At 67.4% G+C, this 16,525-nt stretch carries 15 protein-coding genes; 5 read left to right on the top strand and 10 right to left on the bottom strand.

The features are described from left to right. The first annotated feature begins 136 nt into the window (after window positions 1-136). Window positions 137-2,353: a M13-type metalloendopeptidase gene (locus ACT9F5_RS12795; protein ID WP_445120337.1), complete on the top strand. Its 2,217-nt coding sequence runs from the start codon at window positions 137-139 to the stop codon at window positions 2,351-2,353. 217 nt (window positions 2,354-2,570) lie between these two features. Here the strand turns inward: ACT9F5_RS12795 and ACT9F5_RS12790 are convergent, their stop codons facing one another. Together ACT9F5_RS12790 and ACT9F5_RS12785 are read right to left on the bottom strand one after the other, a co-directional pair. Then, entirely contained in the window at window positions 2,571-3,227 is a 657-nt protein-coding gene (locus ACT9F5_RS12790; protein ID WP_445120336.1) for a rhomboid family intramembrane serine protease, read from the bottom strand. A gap of 52 nt (window positions 3,228-3,279) precedes the next feature. Continuing rightward, a complete protein-coding gene (locus ACT9F5_RS12785) occupies window positions 3,280-3,612 on the bottom strand; it encodes an MGMT family protein (RefSeq protein WP_445120335.1) in 333 nt (110 codons plus the stop codon). A 35-nt stretch (window positions 3,613-3,647) separates the two neighbouring features. On the opposite strand from ACT9F5_RS12785, the gene ACT9F5_RS12780 reads away from it, so the two are divergent. Next, the gene (locus ACT9F5_RS12780) at window positions 3,648-4,058 is read left to right on the top strand and encodes a hypothetical protein (protein ID WP_445120334.1); all 411 of its coding nucleotides are present in this window, start codon (window positions 3,648-3,650) and stop codon (window positions 4,056-4,058) included. A 46-nt stretch (window positions 4,059-4,104) separates the two neighbouring features. On the opposite strand, the gene ACT9F5_RS12775 is transcribed toward ACT9F5_RS12780, so the two are convergent. Together ACT9F5_RS12775 and ACT9F5_RS12770 are read right to left on the bottom strand one after the other, a co-directional pair. Beyond that, complete coding sequence (locus ACT9F5_RS12775) at window positions 4,105-5,232, bottom strand: inorganic phosphate transporter (RefSeq protein WP_445120333.1); 1,128 nt, start codon at window positions 5,230-5,232, stop codon at window positions 4,105-4,107. A 10-nt stretch (window positions 5,233-5,242) separates the two neighbouring features. After that, window positions 5,243-5,869, bottom strand: coding sequence for a DUF47 family protein (locus ACT9F5_RS12770; protein ID WP_445099942.1), 627 nt, complete (start codon window positions 5,867-5,869; stop codon window positions 5,243-5,245). 298 nt (window positions 5,870-6,167) lie between these two features. Between ACT9F5_RS12770 and ACT9F5_RS12765 the strand changes: the two genes are divergently transcribed. Together ACT9F5_RS12765 and ACT9F5_RS12760 are read left to right on the top strand one after the other, a co-directional pair. Next, entirely contained in the window at window positions 6,168-7,517 is a 1,350-nt protein-coding gene (locus ACT9F5_RS12765; RefSeq protein WP_445120332.1) for a CNNM domain-containing protein, read from the top strand. Further along, window positions 7,501-8,136 (top strand): exopolysaccharide biosynthesis protein, encoded by a 636-nt coding sequence (locus ACT9F5_RS12760; protein ID WP_445120331.1) that lies wholly within the window; start codon window positions 7,501-7,503, stop codon window positions 8,134-8,136. Before ACT9F5_RS12765 ends, ACT9F5_RS12760 begins: the two co-directional genes overlap by 17 nt. 12 nt (window positions 8,137-8,148) lie before the next feature. Here the strand turns inward: ACT9F5_RS12760 and ACT9F5_RS12755 are convergent, their stop codons facing one another. The 3 genes from ACT9F5_RS12755 to ACT9F5_RS12745 all read right to left on the bottom strand — a co-directional run bounded on the left by ACT9F5_RS12755 (window position 8,149) and on the right by ACT9F5_RS12745 (window position 12,085). Continuing rightward, on the bottom strand, window positions 8,149-10,296 hold the full coding sequence (locus ACT9F5_RS12755) for an EAL domain-containing protein (RefSeq protein WP_445120330.1): 2,148 nt from the start codon (window positions 10,294-10,296) through the stop codon (window positions 8,149-8,151). Next, entirely contained in the window at window positions 10,293-11,210 is a 918-nt protein-coding gene (locus ACT9F5_RS12750) for a PhnD/SsuA/transferrin family substrate-binding protein (protein WP_445120406.1), read from the bottom strand. Before ACT9F5_RS12750 ends, ACT9F5_RS12755 begins: the two co-directional genes overlap by 4 nt. A gap of 101 nt (window positions 11,211-11,311) precedes the next feature. Next, complete coding sequence (locus ACT9F5_RS12745; protein ID WP_445120329.1) at window positions 11,312-12,085, bottom strand: TrmJ/YjtD family RNA methyltransferase; 774 nt, start codon at window positions 12,083-12,085, stop codon at window positions 11,312-11,314. 141 nt (window positions 12,086-12,226) lie between these two features. On the opposite strand from ACT9F5_RS12745, the gene ACT9F5_RS12740 reads away from it, so the two are divergent. Further along, window positions 12,227-13,054: an inositol monophosphatase family protein gene (locus ACT9F5_RS12740; protein ID WP_445120328.1), complete on the top strand. Its 828-nt coding sequence runs from the start codon at window positions 12,227-12,229 to the stop codon at window positions 13,052-13,054. Between the two features lie 72 nt (window positions 13,055-13,126). On the opposite strand, the gene secF is transcribed toward ACT9F5_RS12740, so the two are convergent. From secF to yajC, 3 genes are read right to left on the bottom strand one after another with little or no spacing between them, the layout of a single operon-like run. Then, the gene (secF, locus tag ACT9F5_RS12735) at window positions 13,127-14,095 is read right to left on the bottom strand and encodes a protein translocase subunit SecF (RefSeq protein WP_445120327.1); all 969 of its coding nucleotides are present in this window, start codon (window positions 14,093-14,095) and stop codon (window positions 13,127-13,129) included. Window positions 14,096-14,108: 13 nt separating this feature from the next. Continuing rightward, window positions 14,109-15,974 carry a protein translocase subunit SecD gene (gene secD, locus ACT9F5_RS12730; protein ID WP_445120326.1) on the bottom strand — a complete coding sequence of 622 codons (1,866 nt, stop codon included), beginning with the start codon at window positions 15,972-15,974 and terminating at the stop codon, window positions 14,109-14,111. A 58-nt stretch (window positions 15,975-16,032) separates the two neighbouring features. After that, a complete protein-coding gene (yajC, locus tag ACT9F5_RS12725; RefSeq protein WP_445120325.1) occupies window positions 16,033-16,386 on the bottom strand; it encodes a preprotein translocase subunit YajC in 354 nt (117 codons plus the stop codon). Window positions 16,387-16,525: the final 139 nt, after the last annotated feature.

Genomic DNA, 16,525 nt, shown 5'->3' with positions numbered 1-16,525 from the left:
TGTGGTCCGCGGATGCGGGTTCGCGCCATCGTAGGCAGCGCGCATACCGCCAGCATGGGCAAAACGTCATCCGTGACCGATGGCATGGAGCCCCGCACGCCAGCGGGCACGGCCTGCCCGCCCCTGCGTCCCCGGCATGACCTTCGACACCCGCCCACGGGACGATTGGGGTCCAGAATCGGGCGACCCCGGGTCACGATTCCGGGCGCAAACCTTCCCAATTGCACGTCCGGAGTCCCCCGTGACCTTGAATAGACCGCAAGTCCTGCTGCTGTCCCTCGCCATCGCCACTGCGGTGGCCGCCTGCTCCAGCCAGGACGCCACCCCGGCCGACGGCGCCGATGCCAAGCCCGCCGCCGACGCCAACGCCAACGCGCTGACCCTCGACGAGAGCACCCTGCCGCCGGTCAACCGCTTCAGCGTCGACCAGATCGACAAGAGCAAGAACGCCTGCGTCGACTTCGGCGGCTACGTCAACGGCACCTGGCTTGCAGCCAACGCCATTCCGGGCGACCGCACCAGCTGGGGCGCGTTCGAGATGCTCGACGAGCGCTCCACCGCCGTCCAGCGCCAGCTCGCCGAGCAGGCCGCCGCCAACGACGGCGCGACCGGCGTGCAGGACATCGTCGGCGACTTCTGGGCCACCGGCATGGACGCGGAAACTATCAACGCCCAGGGCATCAAGCCGATCCAGGGCCGGCTCGACGCGATCGCCGCGCTCGACAGCCAGGAAGCGGTCACTGAATACCTGCGCGGCAGCGCGGCCAAGGGCGAGAACTTCCTGTTCTCGTTCGGCGCCGATGCCGACTTCAAGCAGTCGGACATGAACATCGCCTACGCCGGCCAGGGTGGCCTGGGCCTGCCGGACAAGTCGTACTACTTCGACGCCGACAAGAAGGACAAGCTCGACGCCTACCAGGCCCACGTTGCCAAGGTGCTTGAGCTATCGGGCATCGAGGCCGCCGCTGCGGCCGAGCAGGCCAAGGCCGTGGTCGCGTTCGAGACCCGCCTGGCCGATGCATCCAAGTCGAGCGAGGAACTCTCGCGCGACGTCTCGCTGTACTACAACCCGCTGTCACTGGCCGAGGCCGACAAGCTGACCCCGAACTTCTCGTGGACGACGTTCTTCGAGTCGCAGGGCGTGGCGGCACCGGAGATGTTCTCGCTGGCGATCCCGGCGTTCCACGAGGAAGTCAGCCAGATGCTGGCCGACGTGCCGGTCGAGGACTGGCAGGCTTATCTGCGTTTCCATACCGTCGACGGCGCCTCGCCGTACCTGTCGGACGCGCTGGTGCAGGAGAACTTCAACTTCTACAACCAGGCCATGCGCGGCCAGAAGGAAATCAAGGAGCGCGGCAAGCGCGTGCTCGATACGATCGAAGGCGAAGTCGGCGAAGCGCTCGGCCAGATGTACGTCGACGTCGCGTTCTCGCCCGAAGCCAAGGCGCGCATGCAGGAGCTGGTCAAGAACCTCAGCGCCGCGCTCAAGGTCCACCTGGAAGAGCTGGAGTGGATGAGCGACGAGACCAAGAAGCAGGCCATGGAGAAGTGGGCCGCGTTCACCCCGAAGGTCGGCTACCCCGACAAGTGGCGTGACTGGACCGGCCTGGAGACCAGCCGCGACAGCTTCTTCGGCAACGTCATGGCCGCCAACGAGTTCAACTACAAGTGGAACCTCGGCAAGATCGGCGAGCCGGTCGACAAGACCGAATGGGGCATGAGCCCGCAGACGGTCAACGCCTACTACAACCCGCTGGCCAACGAGATCGTGTTCCCGGCCGCGATCCTGCAGCCGCCGTTCTTCGATCCCGAAGCTGGCGACGCGGTGAACTACGGTGGCATCGGCGCGGTGATCGGCCACGAGATGATCCACGGCTACGACGACCAGGGCAGCCGCTTCAACGCCAAGGGCAACTTCGAGAACTGGTGGACCGAAGCCGACTCCAAGGGCTTCTCGGGCCTGACCGACAAGCTGGTTGCGCAGTTCGACGGCTACGAGGCGATGCCCGGCAAGAACGTCAACGGCAAGCTGACCCTGGGCGAGAACATCGCCGACCTGGGCGGCCTGGCGATCGCCTACGACGCGATGAAAAAGGCCACCGAAGGCGTCGAGGACCCGATGACCGAAGGCCTGACCCGCGACCAGCGCTTCTTCGCCAACTGGGCAACCGTGTGGCGCCGCAACTTCACCGATGACGAACTGAAGGTGCGCCTGACCACCGACCCGCACGCGCCGGCCAACTTCCGCGCGATCGGCGCGCCGTCGAACATGCCGGAGTTCGCGGCGGCGTTCGAATGCGAAGCCGGCCAGCCGATGGTGCGTGGCGAAGACCAGCAAGTGGTGATCTGGTAACCCGATCCGGTAACCCCAGCCCACGCAACGGATTGGCCATCCTCGTCGGCCAAAAGGCGGAGGCCCGGGATATCCCGGGCCTCTTCTTTTTTGGTTGGCCGACGACGCTGAGGCCCCCCTGTAGGAGCGGCTTCAGCCGCGATCGGGTGGCCAGCAGTCGCCCGTCCGGTTTCAGATCGCGGCTGAAGCCGCTCCTACGCAAACCCGGGCCAGCCGCTCAGCGCACGACGCGCGGCCGCGGCGGGCCACGCCTGCCGAACGGCGGCTGCCCGCGCCAGTAGCGGATCAGCAACCAGCCGAACAGCATCCCGCCCAGGTGCGCGAAGTGCGCCACCCCGGGCTGCCAGCCGGTGAACCCGAGCATGAGTTCCGCCAGTCCATAGACGATCACCAGCGTGCGCGCCTTCATCGGGATCGGCGGGATCAGCAACATCACCCGCTGGTGCGGGAACAGCATGCCGTAGGCCAGCAGCAGGCCGAACACCCCGCCCGAGGCGCCCACGGTGGGGTACGCATCGCCGCCTTCCGACATCGTCCACGCGCCCACCGCGAGCTGGCACACGGCAGCGCCGAGCACGCAGACCAGGAAGAACGTCAGGAACCTGCGCTCACCCCAGGTATGCGCCAGCGGCGCACCGAACATCAGCAACGCCAGCATGTTGAACAGCAGGTGGGCGAAGCTGCCATGCATGAAACCGTAGGTCAGCAGTTGCCACGGCAGGAACGGGCTGACCGCCGAGGCGTCGGCACCGCTGCCGAGCGGCCACAGCATGAGCGGCGCCATCGCGAAGTCGCCCAGCACCTGCTGCAGCAGGAACACCACTCCGTTGGCGACCAGCAGCGCCTTGATGACCCGGGGCAAGTTGGAAAACATCACACCTCCATGAAGTCGGCACATGGTACCGGGCCGGAGGTGAAAGCCCGGCTCAGTCCGGCAGTCCCCAGATCTGCTCGTCCACGGTCGGCGCGGCGCGCACTCCGCGCACCCGGCCGGCTTCCACATGCACGCCCTCGGCCCGCAGGCGTTGGCCCTGCTCGGCGAACTGTGGCGAATCGGGCGGGAACGCGATGCGCCCGTCCGAACGAAGCACCCGGTGCCAGGGCAGCCGCGGGTCGTCGTTGTGGCTCAGCAGGCGCGCCACCATGCGCGCCCGACCCGGCAGCCCGGCCCGTCGCGCGACCTCGCCATAGCCGGCCACCTGCCCCCGTGGAATCTTGCGGATCACGGCCAGGATGCGATCGTTGGGGTCGGTCTCCATCGCGGTAGCATAGGGCCACCGTACCGGAGGCGCCCATGCACGACTTCGAACAGATCCGCCAGCAGCTCACCAGCGCCGGCTTCCGTCTCACCGCGCAGGTCGAAGGCGTGGTCTGCGTCGAGCTTTCGCTCGAGCGCGGCACCCGCCACCAGTCGATCTTCCTGTCCGAACTGGAAGACGATGACGGCCGCCCCTACCTGCGCGCCAGCACCGCGGTGGCGCCGATCACCGGGCTGGATGCACGGCGCGCGCTGGTGTTCAACTGGCAGAGCCGGGTCGGCTACCTGGCGATCGGCGACCTCGACGGGGTGCCCTACCTGCAGTTGTGCGAGAACCGTCCGTTCGAGGGACTCGACGCGGCCGAAGTGCAACGGCTGGTGCTGGAGATCGGCGGCCTCGGCGACCGCATGGAACGGGCGATGTCGGCCGACGGCGACCTGCTTTAGCGACAATCCGCTGTAGAGGCTACGGCTACGGCCCGACCCGGCCCGGTCAGGCCCAGCCCAGCTTCGCGATCAGCAGGAACAGGCCGTAGGCCATGCCGCCGGCCATCGGGATCGTCAGGATCCACGCCCAGATCATCTTCTCCACCACGGTCCACTTGATCGCATTGAAGCGCTTGGCCGTACCGACGCCCATGATCGCCGACGAGATGTTGTGGGTGGTCGACACCGGGATGCCCAGCGAGCTGGCCAGGGTAATCACCGACGCCGCACTGGCCTCGGCCGCGAAGCCGTGGATCGGGTGCAGCTTGACCAGCTTGTGGCCCAGCGTCTTGATGATCCGCCAGCCGCCCGCGGCGGTACCGGCGGCCATCACCAGCGCGCAGGTGATCTTGATCCAGATGTCGATGTCGCCGTCGCTCAGCGCACCCGGTGACGGGTGCAGGAACGCCAGCCAGCCCGGCAGGTCGTCCAGCACGCCATTGGCCTGGGCGCTGACCAGCAGCAGGGCGATGATGCCCATGGTCTTCTGCGCGTCGTTCATGCCGTGGGCGAAGCCCATGTAGCCGGCGCTGGCCAGTTGCGCCTTGCCGAAGAATGCGTTGACCCAGCGCGGCCGTGCGAGCCGCGCCAGCCAGCCGCCGCTGCGGGCCATCGCCGAGATGATCGCGAACAGCACGCCCATCAGCAGGAAGCCGGCGGTGAAACCCAACACCGGCGAACTGATCATCGGCACGATCACTTTCCACAGCACGCCTGCGCTCTTATACCAGGGGTCCATCGGCTGGTTGAAGATGATCGCGTCGAAGTTGTTGCTCGCCGCCGCGAGTGCCGCGCCGACCAGTCCGCCGATCAGCGCATGCGAGGACGACGACGGCAGGCCGAGCCACCACGTGATCAGGTTCCAGATGATGGCGCCGAGCAGCGCGCACAGGATCAGCTGCGCGCCGACATCGACCACGCCGGCATCGATCAGGCCCGAAGCAATGGTCTTGGCCACCGCGGTACCCCAGAGCGCACCGATCAGGTTGGTACTGGCGGCCATCATCACCGCCTGGCCCGGCGACAGCACCTTGGTGGCCACCACGGTGGCGATCGAGTTGGCGGTGTCGTGGAAGCCGTTGACGTACTCGAAGATGAGTGCCACCAGCACCACGGTCATGACCAGGGTCAGCATCCCGCGGTCCTCAGGAGTTCTTCAGGACGATTTCATAGGCCACCACGCCTGCCTCGCGGCAGCGATCGATGGCCTTTTCGAGGATCTCGAAGAATTCCTTGAGCAGGAACATCTGCAGCGGGTCCAGCTTGCCGGAGTAGATGTCGCGATACAGCTCCAGCATCAGCCGGTCGGCCTCGTTCTCCAGCGCGCGCAGCTTGTCGCTGAGGGCCTTCATCTGCTCCAGGTTCATCTTCGGCAACAGCCGGACCATGTCGACCACGACCGCCGCCGCCTCCTCCAGCATCGACGCGCGCGGGGCGAAGTCGATGTGCTCCAGGTGCTGCAGCGCCAGCGAGTAACGGTCGGCGAACTTCTCGACCTGCTTGGGGATCTTGTACAGCGCCGAGCCCAGCGCCTCGATGTCCTCGCGCTCGATCGGGGTGATGAAGCTGTCGACCAGCGCCTGGCTGATCTGGTCGGAGGCATCGCGCTCACGCTGGCGGGCGAGCTTGAACGCGTCGAGCGCCGGCTGCCGCTCCGAGCCCTTGAGCATCACGTGCAGCGCCTTGGTGCTGTCGTACGCGGCGTCCGCGGCATCCTCGAGCAAAGTGTAGAACTGGTTGCCTTGGCCGAAGATGGTTTGCAGGGAAAACATGGGCGATGACCTCGTCGTGCGGCGGCGGAGCGCGGGCAGAAGGAGTGGTGATGAGCGCGGGGCGGGCGGAATTATGACGGTTTCGAGACAATCGCGCTCCCATCCGGCCCTTCATCCAGGGCCGCGGGGGTGACCTGATACCATCCGTCGGCGTCCCTGCGGCGCGACAGCACGCCATCGAACCCGCTACCAACCGGTACAACCCAGCCCCACACATGGACGACGACCCCAAACCTCCGCCTGCCGGTTCCTTCCCCGGCCGGCGCCCGCAAGGACTCCAGCCACCGGAACCGGATGCATGCTGGAAATCCTGATCGTCCTGGCCCTGATCGTCCTCAATGCCTTCTTCGCGATGTCGGAGATGGCCTTGATGACCTCGCGCAAGTTGCGCCTCAAGCAACTTGCCGAAGACCCCGTCCACCCCAGCCGCGCCGCGCGCAAGGCATTGGCGCTGGCCGAGCATCCCGACAACCTGCTGTCGACGGTGCAGGTCGGCATCACCCTGATCGGCGTGCTGACCGGCCTGTTCGGCGGCGAGGCCATCGGGCTGGTCATTGCCGGCTGGATCGACGGCCTGTGGCCCAACGCCCGCGAGTACGCGGAAGGCATCGGCATCGGCACCGCGGTCGGGTTGATCACCGCCGCGCAGGTCATCTTCGGCGAGCTGATCCCGAAGCGGCTGGCGCTGACCAATCCCGAACGCATCGCCTGCGCGATCGCGATACCGCTGTCGGGGCTGGCGACCGCGGCCAAGCCGGTGGTGTTCGCCCTGGGCGCGATCAACCGCGCGGTGCTGCGGATGCTTGGCATCAAGGACGACGCCCGCAGCGCCATCAGCGAGGAGGAGATCCGCCTGCTGGTCAGCGAGAGCCATGAGCAGGGCGTGATCGATGCCGACGAACGCAAGATGGTGCACCGCGTGCTCGGCCTCGGCGACCGCCTGACCGACAGCCTGATGACCCCGCGCACGCGGATCAGCTGGCTCGACGCCGATGCCCCGCTGGAGGAGAACCTGGCGACGATGCGGCAGTCGCCGTTCTCGCGTTTCCCGGTGCTGCGCGGCAGCGACCAGGACGTGGTCGGCGTGGTCGAGGCCAAGTCGCTGCTGCGTGCACTGGCGCCGGGCGTGCCGATCGACCTGTTCGGCGACATGCGCGAGGCGCTGTTCGTGTCGGAGTCGACCCACGCGCTGAAGCTGCTGGAGATCTTCCGCGAGGAGCAGCAGTCGCTGGCGCTGGTGGTCGACGAGTACGGCGACGTCACCGGCCTGGTCACGGTCAACGACGTGATGGGTGCGGTCATCGGCCGGATCCAGTCCGGCATGAACCCCGCGTCCGAAAGCTTTGACGAGAGTTCGTCGCCGGTGGTCGAACGCGCCGACGGCTCGTGGCTGATCGACGGTTCACTGCATGTCGAGGACCTGCGCGAACTGGTCGGCAACACGGTACCAGGCGAGGACGAACACGATTTCCACACCGCCGCTGGCATGGTGATCGCTCATTACGGCCGCATTCCCAACGTGGGGGAGCATTTTTCGTGGCCGGGCTGGCGGGTCGAGGTAGTCGATCTCGATGGCCCACGGATCGACAAGCTGCTGCTGTATCGCGAATCAGTGCAGGACCTGGACAACGATGAGACCAGCGGATAGGCACGAAGGCATCCAGGAGGCAGGCACCCGCGCCCTGCTCGATGCCTTCACGCTGGGCGATCCGGACGAGGTGCTCAGGCTCGGTGACGTGTTCGCCGGGCTCGGCAAACGCTCGTTCGGCATGTTGCTGTTCGTCTCCACCCTGCCCGCCTTCATCCCGATTCCCGGGGTTGGTGGCGCGGTCAGCGGGCCCCTGGTGATCCTGATCGGCGCACAGCTGCTGGTCGGCCGGCGCACGCCTTGGCTGCCGCGCTTCATCGCCCGGCATGGGCCGCACCGGCACTCGATCAGCCGGTTCCGCGACATGCTGTCTCCCTGGCTCGCGCGGCTGGAGCGGGTGGTGAAGCCCCGCGCCAGCGGCATGCTCGACCGTCGCCTGGCCAGCGCGGTGACCGGCCTGCTGCTGATCCTGCTCGGATTGCTGCTGTCGTTGCCGATCCCCTTCACCAACTTCCTGTTCGGCGGATTGCTGCTGCTGTTCTCGCTGGCACTGCTGGAACGCGACGGGATACTGATGGGGGTGGCGTGGATCGTCGGCGCGATCGCGGTGGGGGTGTTCGGGGTCCTCTCCGGCCAGCTCGCGGCGATGGGTGCGCGCTGGGTCGACCTGCTGGTCTAGCCCGGGCTGCTCCTACACCGGCATCGATTCGGGCCGCAGCAGGTCGAGGAACTCTTCGACCGGTAGCGGGTGGCCGAGCCAGTAGCCCTGCGCGAGGTCGCAATTGCGTTCACGCAGGATGTCGTACTGGCCCTCGTTCTCGACCCCCTCGGCTACCACCGTGATCCCCAGCGAATGCGCCATCGCGATGATCGCGGTGGTCAGCGCCAGGTCGTCCGGGTCGCGCAGGATGTCGGCGACGAAGCTGCGGTCGATCTTGACCCCGTCGACGGGCACGCGTCGCAGGTGGCTCAGGCCGGAGAAACCGGTACCGAAGTCATCCAGCCAGACCTTGACCCCGCTCGCGCGCAAGCGGTTGAGCAACCGGCTGGCATGGGCCTCGTCGCCAATCACCGCGGTTTCCGTCAACTCGATGTGCAGGTGTTTCGGGGCCAGCCCGCTGTCGCGCAGGCAATCGGTCACGACCTGCGGCAGGTCGCCATTGCGCAACTGCCGGGGCGAGACGTTGACCGACACGAACAACGGCTCGGCACCACCGCGCAACTGCTGCCACCGCATCGCATCGACGCAGGCCGCGCGCAGCACCTGCGGGCCGATCGTCTCGATCAGGCCGCTCTGCTCGGCCACGTCGATGAACACCGACGGCGCGATCACGCCCTGCTCCGGATGCTTCCAGCGCAGCAGCGCCTCGGCGCCGACCAGCAGGCCATCGGAGAGGCGGTAGAACGGCTGGTAGGCGAGGCTGAGTTCGCCACGGTCCCAGGCGCCGCGCAGTTCCTGCTCCAGGTGCACGCGGCGCTCGACCGCCTGGTCCATGGCCCGGCTGTAGAAGCGGAAGCAGTTCTTGTCGGCGACCTTGGCCTGGTACATCGCGATGTCGCCGTTCTTCATCAGCGATGTCGCGCTGACGGCGTCCTCGGGGAACAGGGTGATGCCGATCGAGGTGCCGAGGAATACCTGGCGGTCATGCACCATCAACGGCGCGCCGAGCTCCTCGACCAGCGCCTCGGCCAGGCGGGTCGCGATGCCACGGACATCGCCGGTGCTGGCATCGGCCTCGACCAGGATCACGAACTCGTCTCCGCCGAAACGGGCCAGCATCGCGTCCTCGCCGCCCAGCCGCTCGACCGCGGCGCGGATGCGGTGGGCGAACTGCAGCAGCACCTCGTCGCCGGCATCGTGGCCGAGGGTGTCGTTGATCCGCTTGAAGTCGTCTACGTCGGCGAACAACAACGCGAGCTGGCGACCGGCGCCACGCAGCCGCAGCAGGCGCTGGTCCAGTGCATCACGGAACGCCAGGCGGTTGGCGAGCCCGGTGAGCGCATCGGTATACGCCATGCGCCGGATGTCCCGGTCGTGCCGGGCGACGCTGTCGCGCATCCGCGTGAACGCGCGCATCAGGTCGCCCAGTTCGTCGCTGCGGTCGCTGGTCGGCAGCGGTGTATCGAACCGGCCGACCTCGATCGCACGGGCGGAGTCGGCCAGTTGCCGGATCGGCTGCACCAGCGAGCGCTGCACCAGCCACAACACGCCCGCACCCAGTGCCAGCAGGCCGGCCCCGAGCAGGCCGACCCAGAACAGGTTGCGCCGCCCGAGTTCGGACAGGCGGCTCCGCAGGTCGGACAGCGCAAGCTCGCGGTAGCCGCGCATCGCCACCAGGTCGTAGCCGACCCGGACCCCGCCGATGCGCTGCTGGCCGATCATGATCGGTGCCGACACGTCCATCGTCGCGTCGTCAACCTGGGTATGCAGGCTCCGCGCGTTGATCGCCTCGTAGGCCTGCGGGTCGTCCATCCGCTGGCCGTAGCTCGGGATCTCCTCGTTGCCGTCGTGCAGGATGTTGCCCTTGCGGTCGAACACGATGACGTACCGGATGCCCGGCTGGCGCAGGGTCGAGCGCGCCAGCCCGCCGATCTCGTCGAGGTCGAAGTAGTACAGCGGATTGGCCAGCGAGTCGGCCAGTTGCACGACCATGCCCTCGCCGCGCCGCTGCAGGCTGTCGCTGGCCATCGCCTGCATCGCCTCGCGGCTGATGCCCTCGACCTCCACCTGCACCCGGTGCTGGCGATGCAGTTGCAGCCCGATCAGCGCCACCACCACCAGCAATCCGGCGGCCACCACCAGCAGGAATTGCGTCTGCAAGCCGGGGCGCAGCTTCATTCGACCTCCATGCGGACCCGGGCGACGCCGGTCTCGATGCGGTCCAGCGCGTGCTCCGACGCCGGGTCCAGCGGCAGGAACCGGGTGGTGCCGAAGAACCGCAGCATGGCCTCGCGGGCCGCCGGATCCGACGCCGCGTCGATCAGCACCTCGTGCAGGCGGGCGCGGACGCGGGGATCGAGCCCGTTACGGACCATCTCGACCGCGCGCGGATAGTCCGGGGTCCGGCCGATGATCACGAAATCGTCGCGGAACGCCTCCGGCATCCGCCGCGGGTTGTCCCAGTCGAGGTTGCTCATCACCCCGGCATCGACCAGTTTCTTGTGCACCCAGGTGGAGATGTTGAGTTCCGAGCGGGCGAACAGGTAGCCCAGTGCATCCGAATCGATCATGTCGGTCGGCGACAGCAGGATCTCCAGTTCTATGCCACGCTCCAGCAATTCCCCGGCGGGAACGAAATAGGCACTGGTGGAGGATGGTCGCTGGAACGCGATGCAGCGACCCCGCAGGTCGTCGAGGTTGCGGATGCCACTGTCACGGCGTGCGAAGAACACACTGTGGTACTGGCTCGTGCCGCCACGCTCGGTCAACAGCAAGGGTTCGGCGCCGGAGCGCTGGCGCAACAGCACGCCGGTACCCGCGGTCTCGGTCACCCAGTCGACCCGGCCACGGCGCAGGTAGCTGGCCATCTGCTGGGAGTCGCGCGCCATCAGGATCCGGCCTTCGCGGATACCGACATCGGCCATCCGCGGCACCACGTAGTCGAGCAGCGGCTTGAGTTGCTCGTAGTGGGCCTTGGGATTGTCGCTGATGCGCCCGAGGACCAGCACGCCGTCATCGGCCGCCAGCGCCGGCTGGATGCCGCAGGTCAGGGCCAGCAACAGCACGCAAGCGAAACGGCGCAAGCTTTTGATCAACACGGAAACTCTTGCATGGCCCGCCCCCGCTGGTGATCAGGAAGCCTAATCCAAACCCGGCCGGGCCGATAGATACCGTTCGGTACGCAGGTGTATGCCTAGCGCCGCCCGGCGAGCATCGCCATGCGCTGGGCGTCCGAGAGGATACCGCGCAGCAGCCGGACTTCGCGCTCGTCGAGGTCGGCACGCAGGAACAGGCGCCGCAGCTTGCGCATGGCCGATTCAGGTGCGCGGCCCTTGTGGAAGTCGATCGCGTCCAGGGTCTCGCCGAACTGCGCGAACATCCCCTCCAGCTGCGCGTGCGAGGCTGGCGTGTCGCGCGCCGCCGCCGGCTGCGCCGGGCCGGTCGCGGCCAGCAGGGCGAGGCGCAATTCATAGGCCAGGACCTGGACCGCCGCGGCCAGGTTCAGCGAGCTGTAGTCAGGGTTGGCCGGGATGTGCACGGCGGCGTGGCACAGTTGCAGCTCGTCGTTGTCCAGCCCGGTGCGTTCGCGACCGAACACCAGCGCGACCTCGGCGCCGGCGGCGGCCTCGTCGACCGCGCGGATGGCGGCGTCGTGGGGCAGCAACTCATCCAGCGCGACCCGCCGGCTGCGCGCGGTGCAGCCCAGCACCAGCCGGCAATCGGCGACCGCCCCGGCCAGGGTCGGGAAGCATGCCGCGCCATCCAGCAGGTCGTGGGCGCCGGCGGCAAGCGCAAAGGACTCGGCGTTGGGGGCCTTCTCCGGCGCCACCAGCACCAGCCGCGCCAGCCCCATCGTCTTCAGCGCGCGCGCCGCCGAACCGATGTTGCCGGGATGCTGGGTGCCGACCAGGACGATACGGAGCCGCTCGGCGGCCTGCGGGGGTTGCGACGTCGACTCGGTACTCATGGGCGGCAATGGTAAACTCCGCGACCGGCCGCGACCCCATCCAGGGCACCGCGAGCACTCGATGCCATCCGCCGGATGCTCTTTTCCGCCGCCAGTCCATCCCCCCGCTCCCGTCAGCTTGCCCAGCCGAGGCCGTTCGCCATGCAGAAACCCGCCGTCACCCTCATGGTCAAGGCCGCCCGTGCCGCCGGCAACGTGCTGTTGCGCCACATGTACAAGCTCGACGCGCTGAACGTGGTCGAGAAGGACCGGATGGACTTTGCCAGCGAGGTCGACGAGCTGGCCGAGAAGGAAATCATCAAGGAATTCCGCCGCTCGACCCCGGAGTACGCGATCCTCGGCGAGGAAGGCGGCGAGAAGCCGGGCAAGGGCGGCAGCCGCTTCACCTGGGTGATCGACCCGCTCGACGGCACCAGCAACTACCTGCGCGGGATCCCGCACTTCTGCGTGTCGATCGCGCTGGTCGAGGCCGGCGAGCCGGTCCACGGGGTGATCTTCGACCCGTTGCGAAACGAGCTGTTCACCGCCAGCCGCGGCAGTGGCGCGACCCTCAACGACAAGCGCATCCGCGTTGCCGACCGCAAGGACCTGGCCGGCGCGATGGTGCTGACCGGCTTTCCGCCGCGCGAGCGTTCGCGCGCCAGCGCCCAGCTGAAGTGCGTCGACACCCTGCTGACCGAGATCGAGGACATCCGCCGCACCGGCTCGGCCGCGCTCGACCTGGCGTATGTCGCCGCCGGTCGCGCCGATGCCTATTTCGAGGCCGGGGTGAAGCCGTGGGACATCGCCGCCGGTGCACTGATGGTGCGCGAGGCCGGCGGCAAGGTCGGCGACTTCAAGGGCCGCAGCACCGGACCGATGGACGCCCGCGGGGTCGCCGGGCGGCCGTTGCTTGCCGGCAACATCAAGGTCGCCGAGCTGCTGCAGCAGCGCATCGTCAATACCGGGTACGCCGCCGCGTTCGACTGACCGCGCCGCGTCGTCGTGAAAAAAAGGCCGCGCTGGTTGCGCGGCCTTTTTCGTGGTGCTGTATGCCCTGCCTTACGGCCGGCGGGCCAGCGCCGCCTCGTCCTTCGCCTTCGGCAACAGGTCCTGCTTGGTGACCTTGAGGAAGCCAAGGGTCAGCAGCGGCGCGGCAACGAAGATCGACGACAGGGTGCCGATCACCACGCCGATCATCTGCGACTCGGCCATGCCGCGCAGCGAACCGCCGCCGTAGAGGTACAACGCCAGTACGGTCAGGAATGCCACGAACGAGGTGATCACCGTGCGCGACAGGGTCTGGTTGATCGAGGCGTTGATGATCGTATCCGGGTCGGCACGCATCGAACGGAAATTGTCGCGGATGCGGTCGAACACCACGATGGTGTCGTTGATCGAGAAGCCCAGCACGGAGAGCACGCCGGCCAGCACGGTCAGGTCGAACTCGTGGCCACTCAGCGCGAACCAGCCCAGCACGATGAGCACGTCCTGCAACGAGGCGAGTACCGCCGCAATCGCGAACTTCTTCTCGAACCGGAACGAGATGTAGATCAGGAAGCCGACGACCACGAAGATCACCGCCCAGATGCCGTTGAGCGCGAGCTCCTTTCCTACCTGGGGGCCGACGAAGTCACTGCGCACCACGGTGCCGGGGTTGTCGGCGGTCGACACCGCCTGGGTGATCTGCCTGGCGGCCTGGGCATTGGCGGCGACGTTGTTCTCCGCGTCGTCCACGCCGTCCAGTTGCATGCGTACCAGAAGGTCGTTACCCGAGCCGAACGAGATGACCTGGGCTTCGCCGAACCCGGCGTCCGCGAGGCGTCCGCGCGCGGCGTTGATGTCGACCGGCTTGTCGAAGCGCAGTTCGGTCACGGTGCCGCCGGTGAAATCCAGCGCGAAGTTGAAGCCCTTGGTGGCGATGGCGCCGATCGAGACCGCGATCAGCAGGGCGCCGATCACGAACGCCGCCCACTTCATCCGCAGGAAGTTGATCCGCGGTTCGGTCGGGAAGATGGTCAGAGGTTTCATGGTCGTTTTCCCGTCAGATCGCGATGGACTTGAGCTTCTTGCGCCGGCCGTAGATCAGCGTGGCCATGGCCCGTGAAGCGGACACCGCGGTGTACATCGAGGTGACGATGCCGACGATCAGCGCGACCGCGAAGCCCTTGACCGGCCCGGTGCCGAACGCGAACAGCGCGACGCCGGCAAGGATCGCCGTCAGGTTGGCGTCCATGATCGTGCCGGTGGCCTTTTCGTAGCCGACCGCGATCGCGGTCTTGGGTGGCAGGCCGAGCAGCAGTTCCTCGCGTATGCGTTCGTTGATCAGCACGTTGGCGTCGACCGACAGGCCCACCGTCAGCGCGATGCCGGCCAGGCCAGGCAGGGTCAGGGTGGCGCCGAACAGCGACATCACCGCGACCAGCATCAGGATGTTGAGCAGCAGCGCGGCGCAGGTGATCAGGCCGAACATGCGGTAATAGACGAGGAAGAACAGCAACGCGAAGCAGAACGAGTAGGCGACCGCGGTCAGGCCACGCTCGATGTTCTCCTTGCCCAGGCTGGGGCCGACCACGCGCTCCTCGACGAAGTCCATCGGCGCGGCCAGCGAGCCCGAGCGCAGCAGCAGCGCCAGGTCGGCCGCCTCCTTGGCGCTGTCGAGGCCGGTGGTCTGGAAGTCCTTGCTGAAGACGCCATTGATGTTGGCGACCGAGATCACCTCCTCGCTGACGCGGGTGGTGCGGACTTCCTCGCCGTTGACCATGCGGGTTTCGGGGATGCGGTCGATGTAGACCACCGCCATCGGCTTGCCGACGTTCTGGCTGGTGAAATCGAACATGCGCTGGCCGCCGGAAGCATCCAGCTTCACCGACACCGACGGCGTGCCGCTTTGCGGGTCGACACCGGAGGTGGCGCCGATCAACTGGTCGCCCGAGGCGATCACGCGCTTGTTGAGCAGGACCGGGATCGGCTTGCCGTCCGGGCCGAGCTCCTTGCGGTAATAGACCTTGGCCTGTGGTGGCACGTTGCCGCTGGCGACCGCGTCGTACGCGTTGCCTTCGACCACGGCGCGATACTCGAGTGTCGCGGTGGCGCCGATCAGTCGCTTGGCCTCGGCAGTGTCCTGCACGCCGGCCAGCTCGACCACGATGCGGTCGTTGCCCTGGCGCTGGATCAACGGCTCGGCCACGCCCAGGGCGTTGATGCGGTTGCGCAGGGTGCCAAGGTTCTGTTCGAGCGCACTGGTGGCCATGCGCTGCAGTTCCGCGTCGGGGATGTGCAGCGTGATGACGCGACCCTCGACATCCATCGTCAGCGCCGGCTGGCTCACGGCGAGCTGCTCGCGCGCCTTGGTCACGTCGGCGGCCTCGGCCAGGGTGACCACCACGCTGTTGTCGGGTCGGCGCGTGACCGATTCGTAGCGCACGCGGGCATCACGCAACACCACGCGGGCGTCCTCGACGATCGCCGTCAGGTGCTTGTCGAGCGCGGCCTTCTGGTCCACCTGCATCAGGAAGTGGACGCCACCCTGCAGGTCGAGGCCGAGCGACATGCCCTTGGCACCAAACGAGGACAGCCAGTCCGGCACGGTGGAGGCGAGGTTGAGCGCCGACACGTAATCGCTGCCGAGGACCTCGTCGAGCGAGTCCGACGCGCGGGTCTGCTGCTCGGCACTGGTCAGGCGCACCAGCACGCTGTCGTCGCCGAGTTCGATCTCCTTGACCGGCACTTCGGCCTGCTCGAGGGCGCCCGCGACCCGATCAACCAGGGCCTGGTCGACCGGTGCGCCGCGGCTGGCGCTGATCTGGACCGACGGGTCCTTCTGGTAGAGGTTGGGCAGCGCATACAGCGTGCTCAACACGATGGCCAGCACCAGGACGATGTATTTCCAGCGCGCGTAAGTCAGCATCGATTGCCCCTGCGGCGACCACCCCGGCCGCCGTGCGTCAAAGTGGGTTGGTGGCGGCTCAGGCCGACTTCAAGGTGCCCTTGGGCAGGACGTTGGCGATCGCGCCCTTCTGCACGCGGATGCGCACGTTGTCGGCGATCTCCACGGTGATGAAGTTGTCGCCCAGGTCGGTGACCACGCCGGCCATGCCACCGTTGGTCAGGACTTCGTCGCCCTTGACCAGCTTCTCCAGCATCGCCTTGTGTTCCTTGGCGCGCTTCATCTGCGGGCGGATCATCAGGAAGTACATCACGCCGATCAGCAGGATCGGGAACAGCAGGCCCGTCAGGCCACCGCCGAACAGGCCACCCGGGGCGGCCTGGCCGGCAGCCTGGGCGTGGGCGGGGGCGATCACGAAATCGAGCAGGTTCATGTTGGATATCCGGATAGACGGAAAATAAGTCCGGGATTATGGCATGGCTTGGGCTGGGGTCGCCCCGGGAAGCCGGGGCTCCTGTAGGAGCGGCTTCAGCCGCGATCTGAAGCCGGCGTGCGCGACCGACTCCACGATC

It is taken from the genome of Lysobacter sp. F6437, from assembly GCF_052547215.1.
This window is presented reverse-complemented; position numbering and strand designations above follow the sequence as displayed.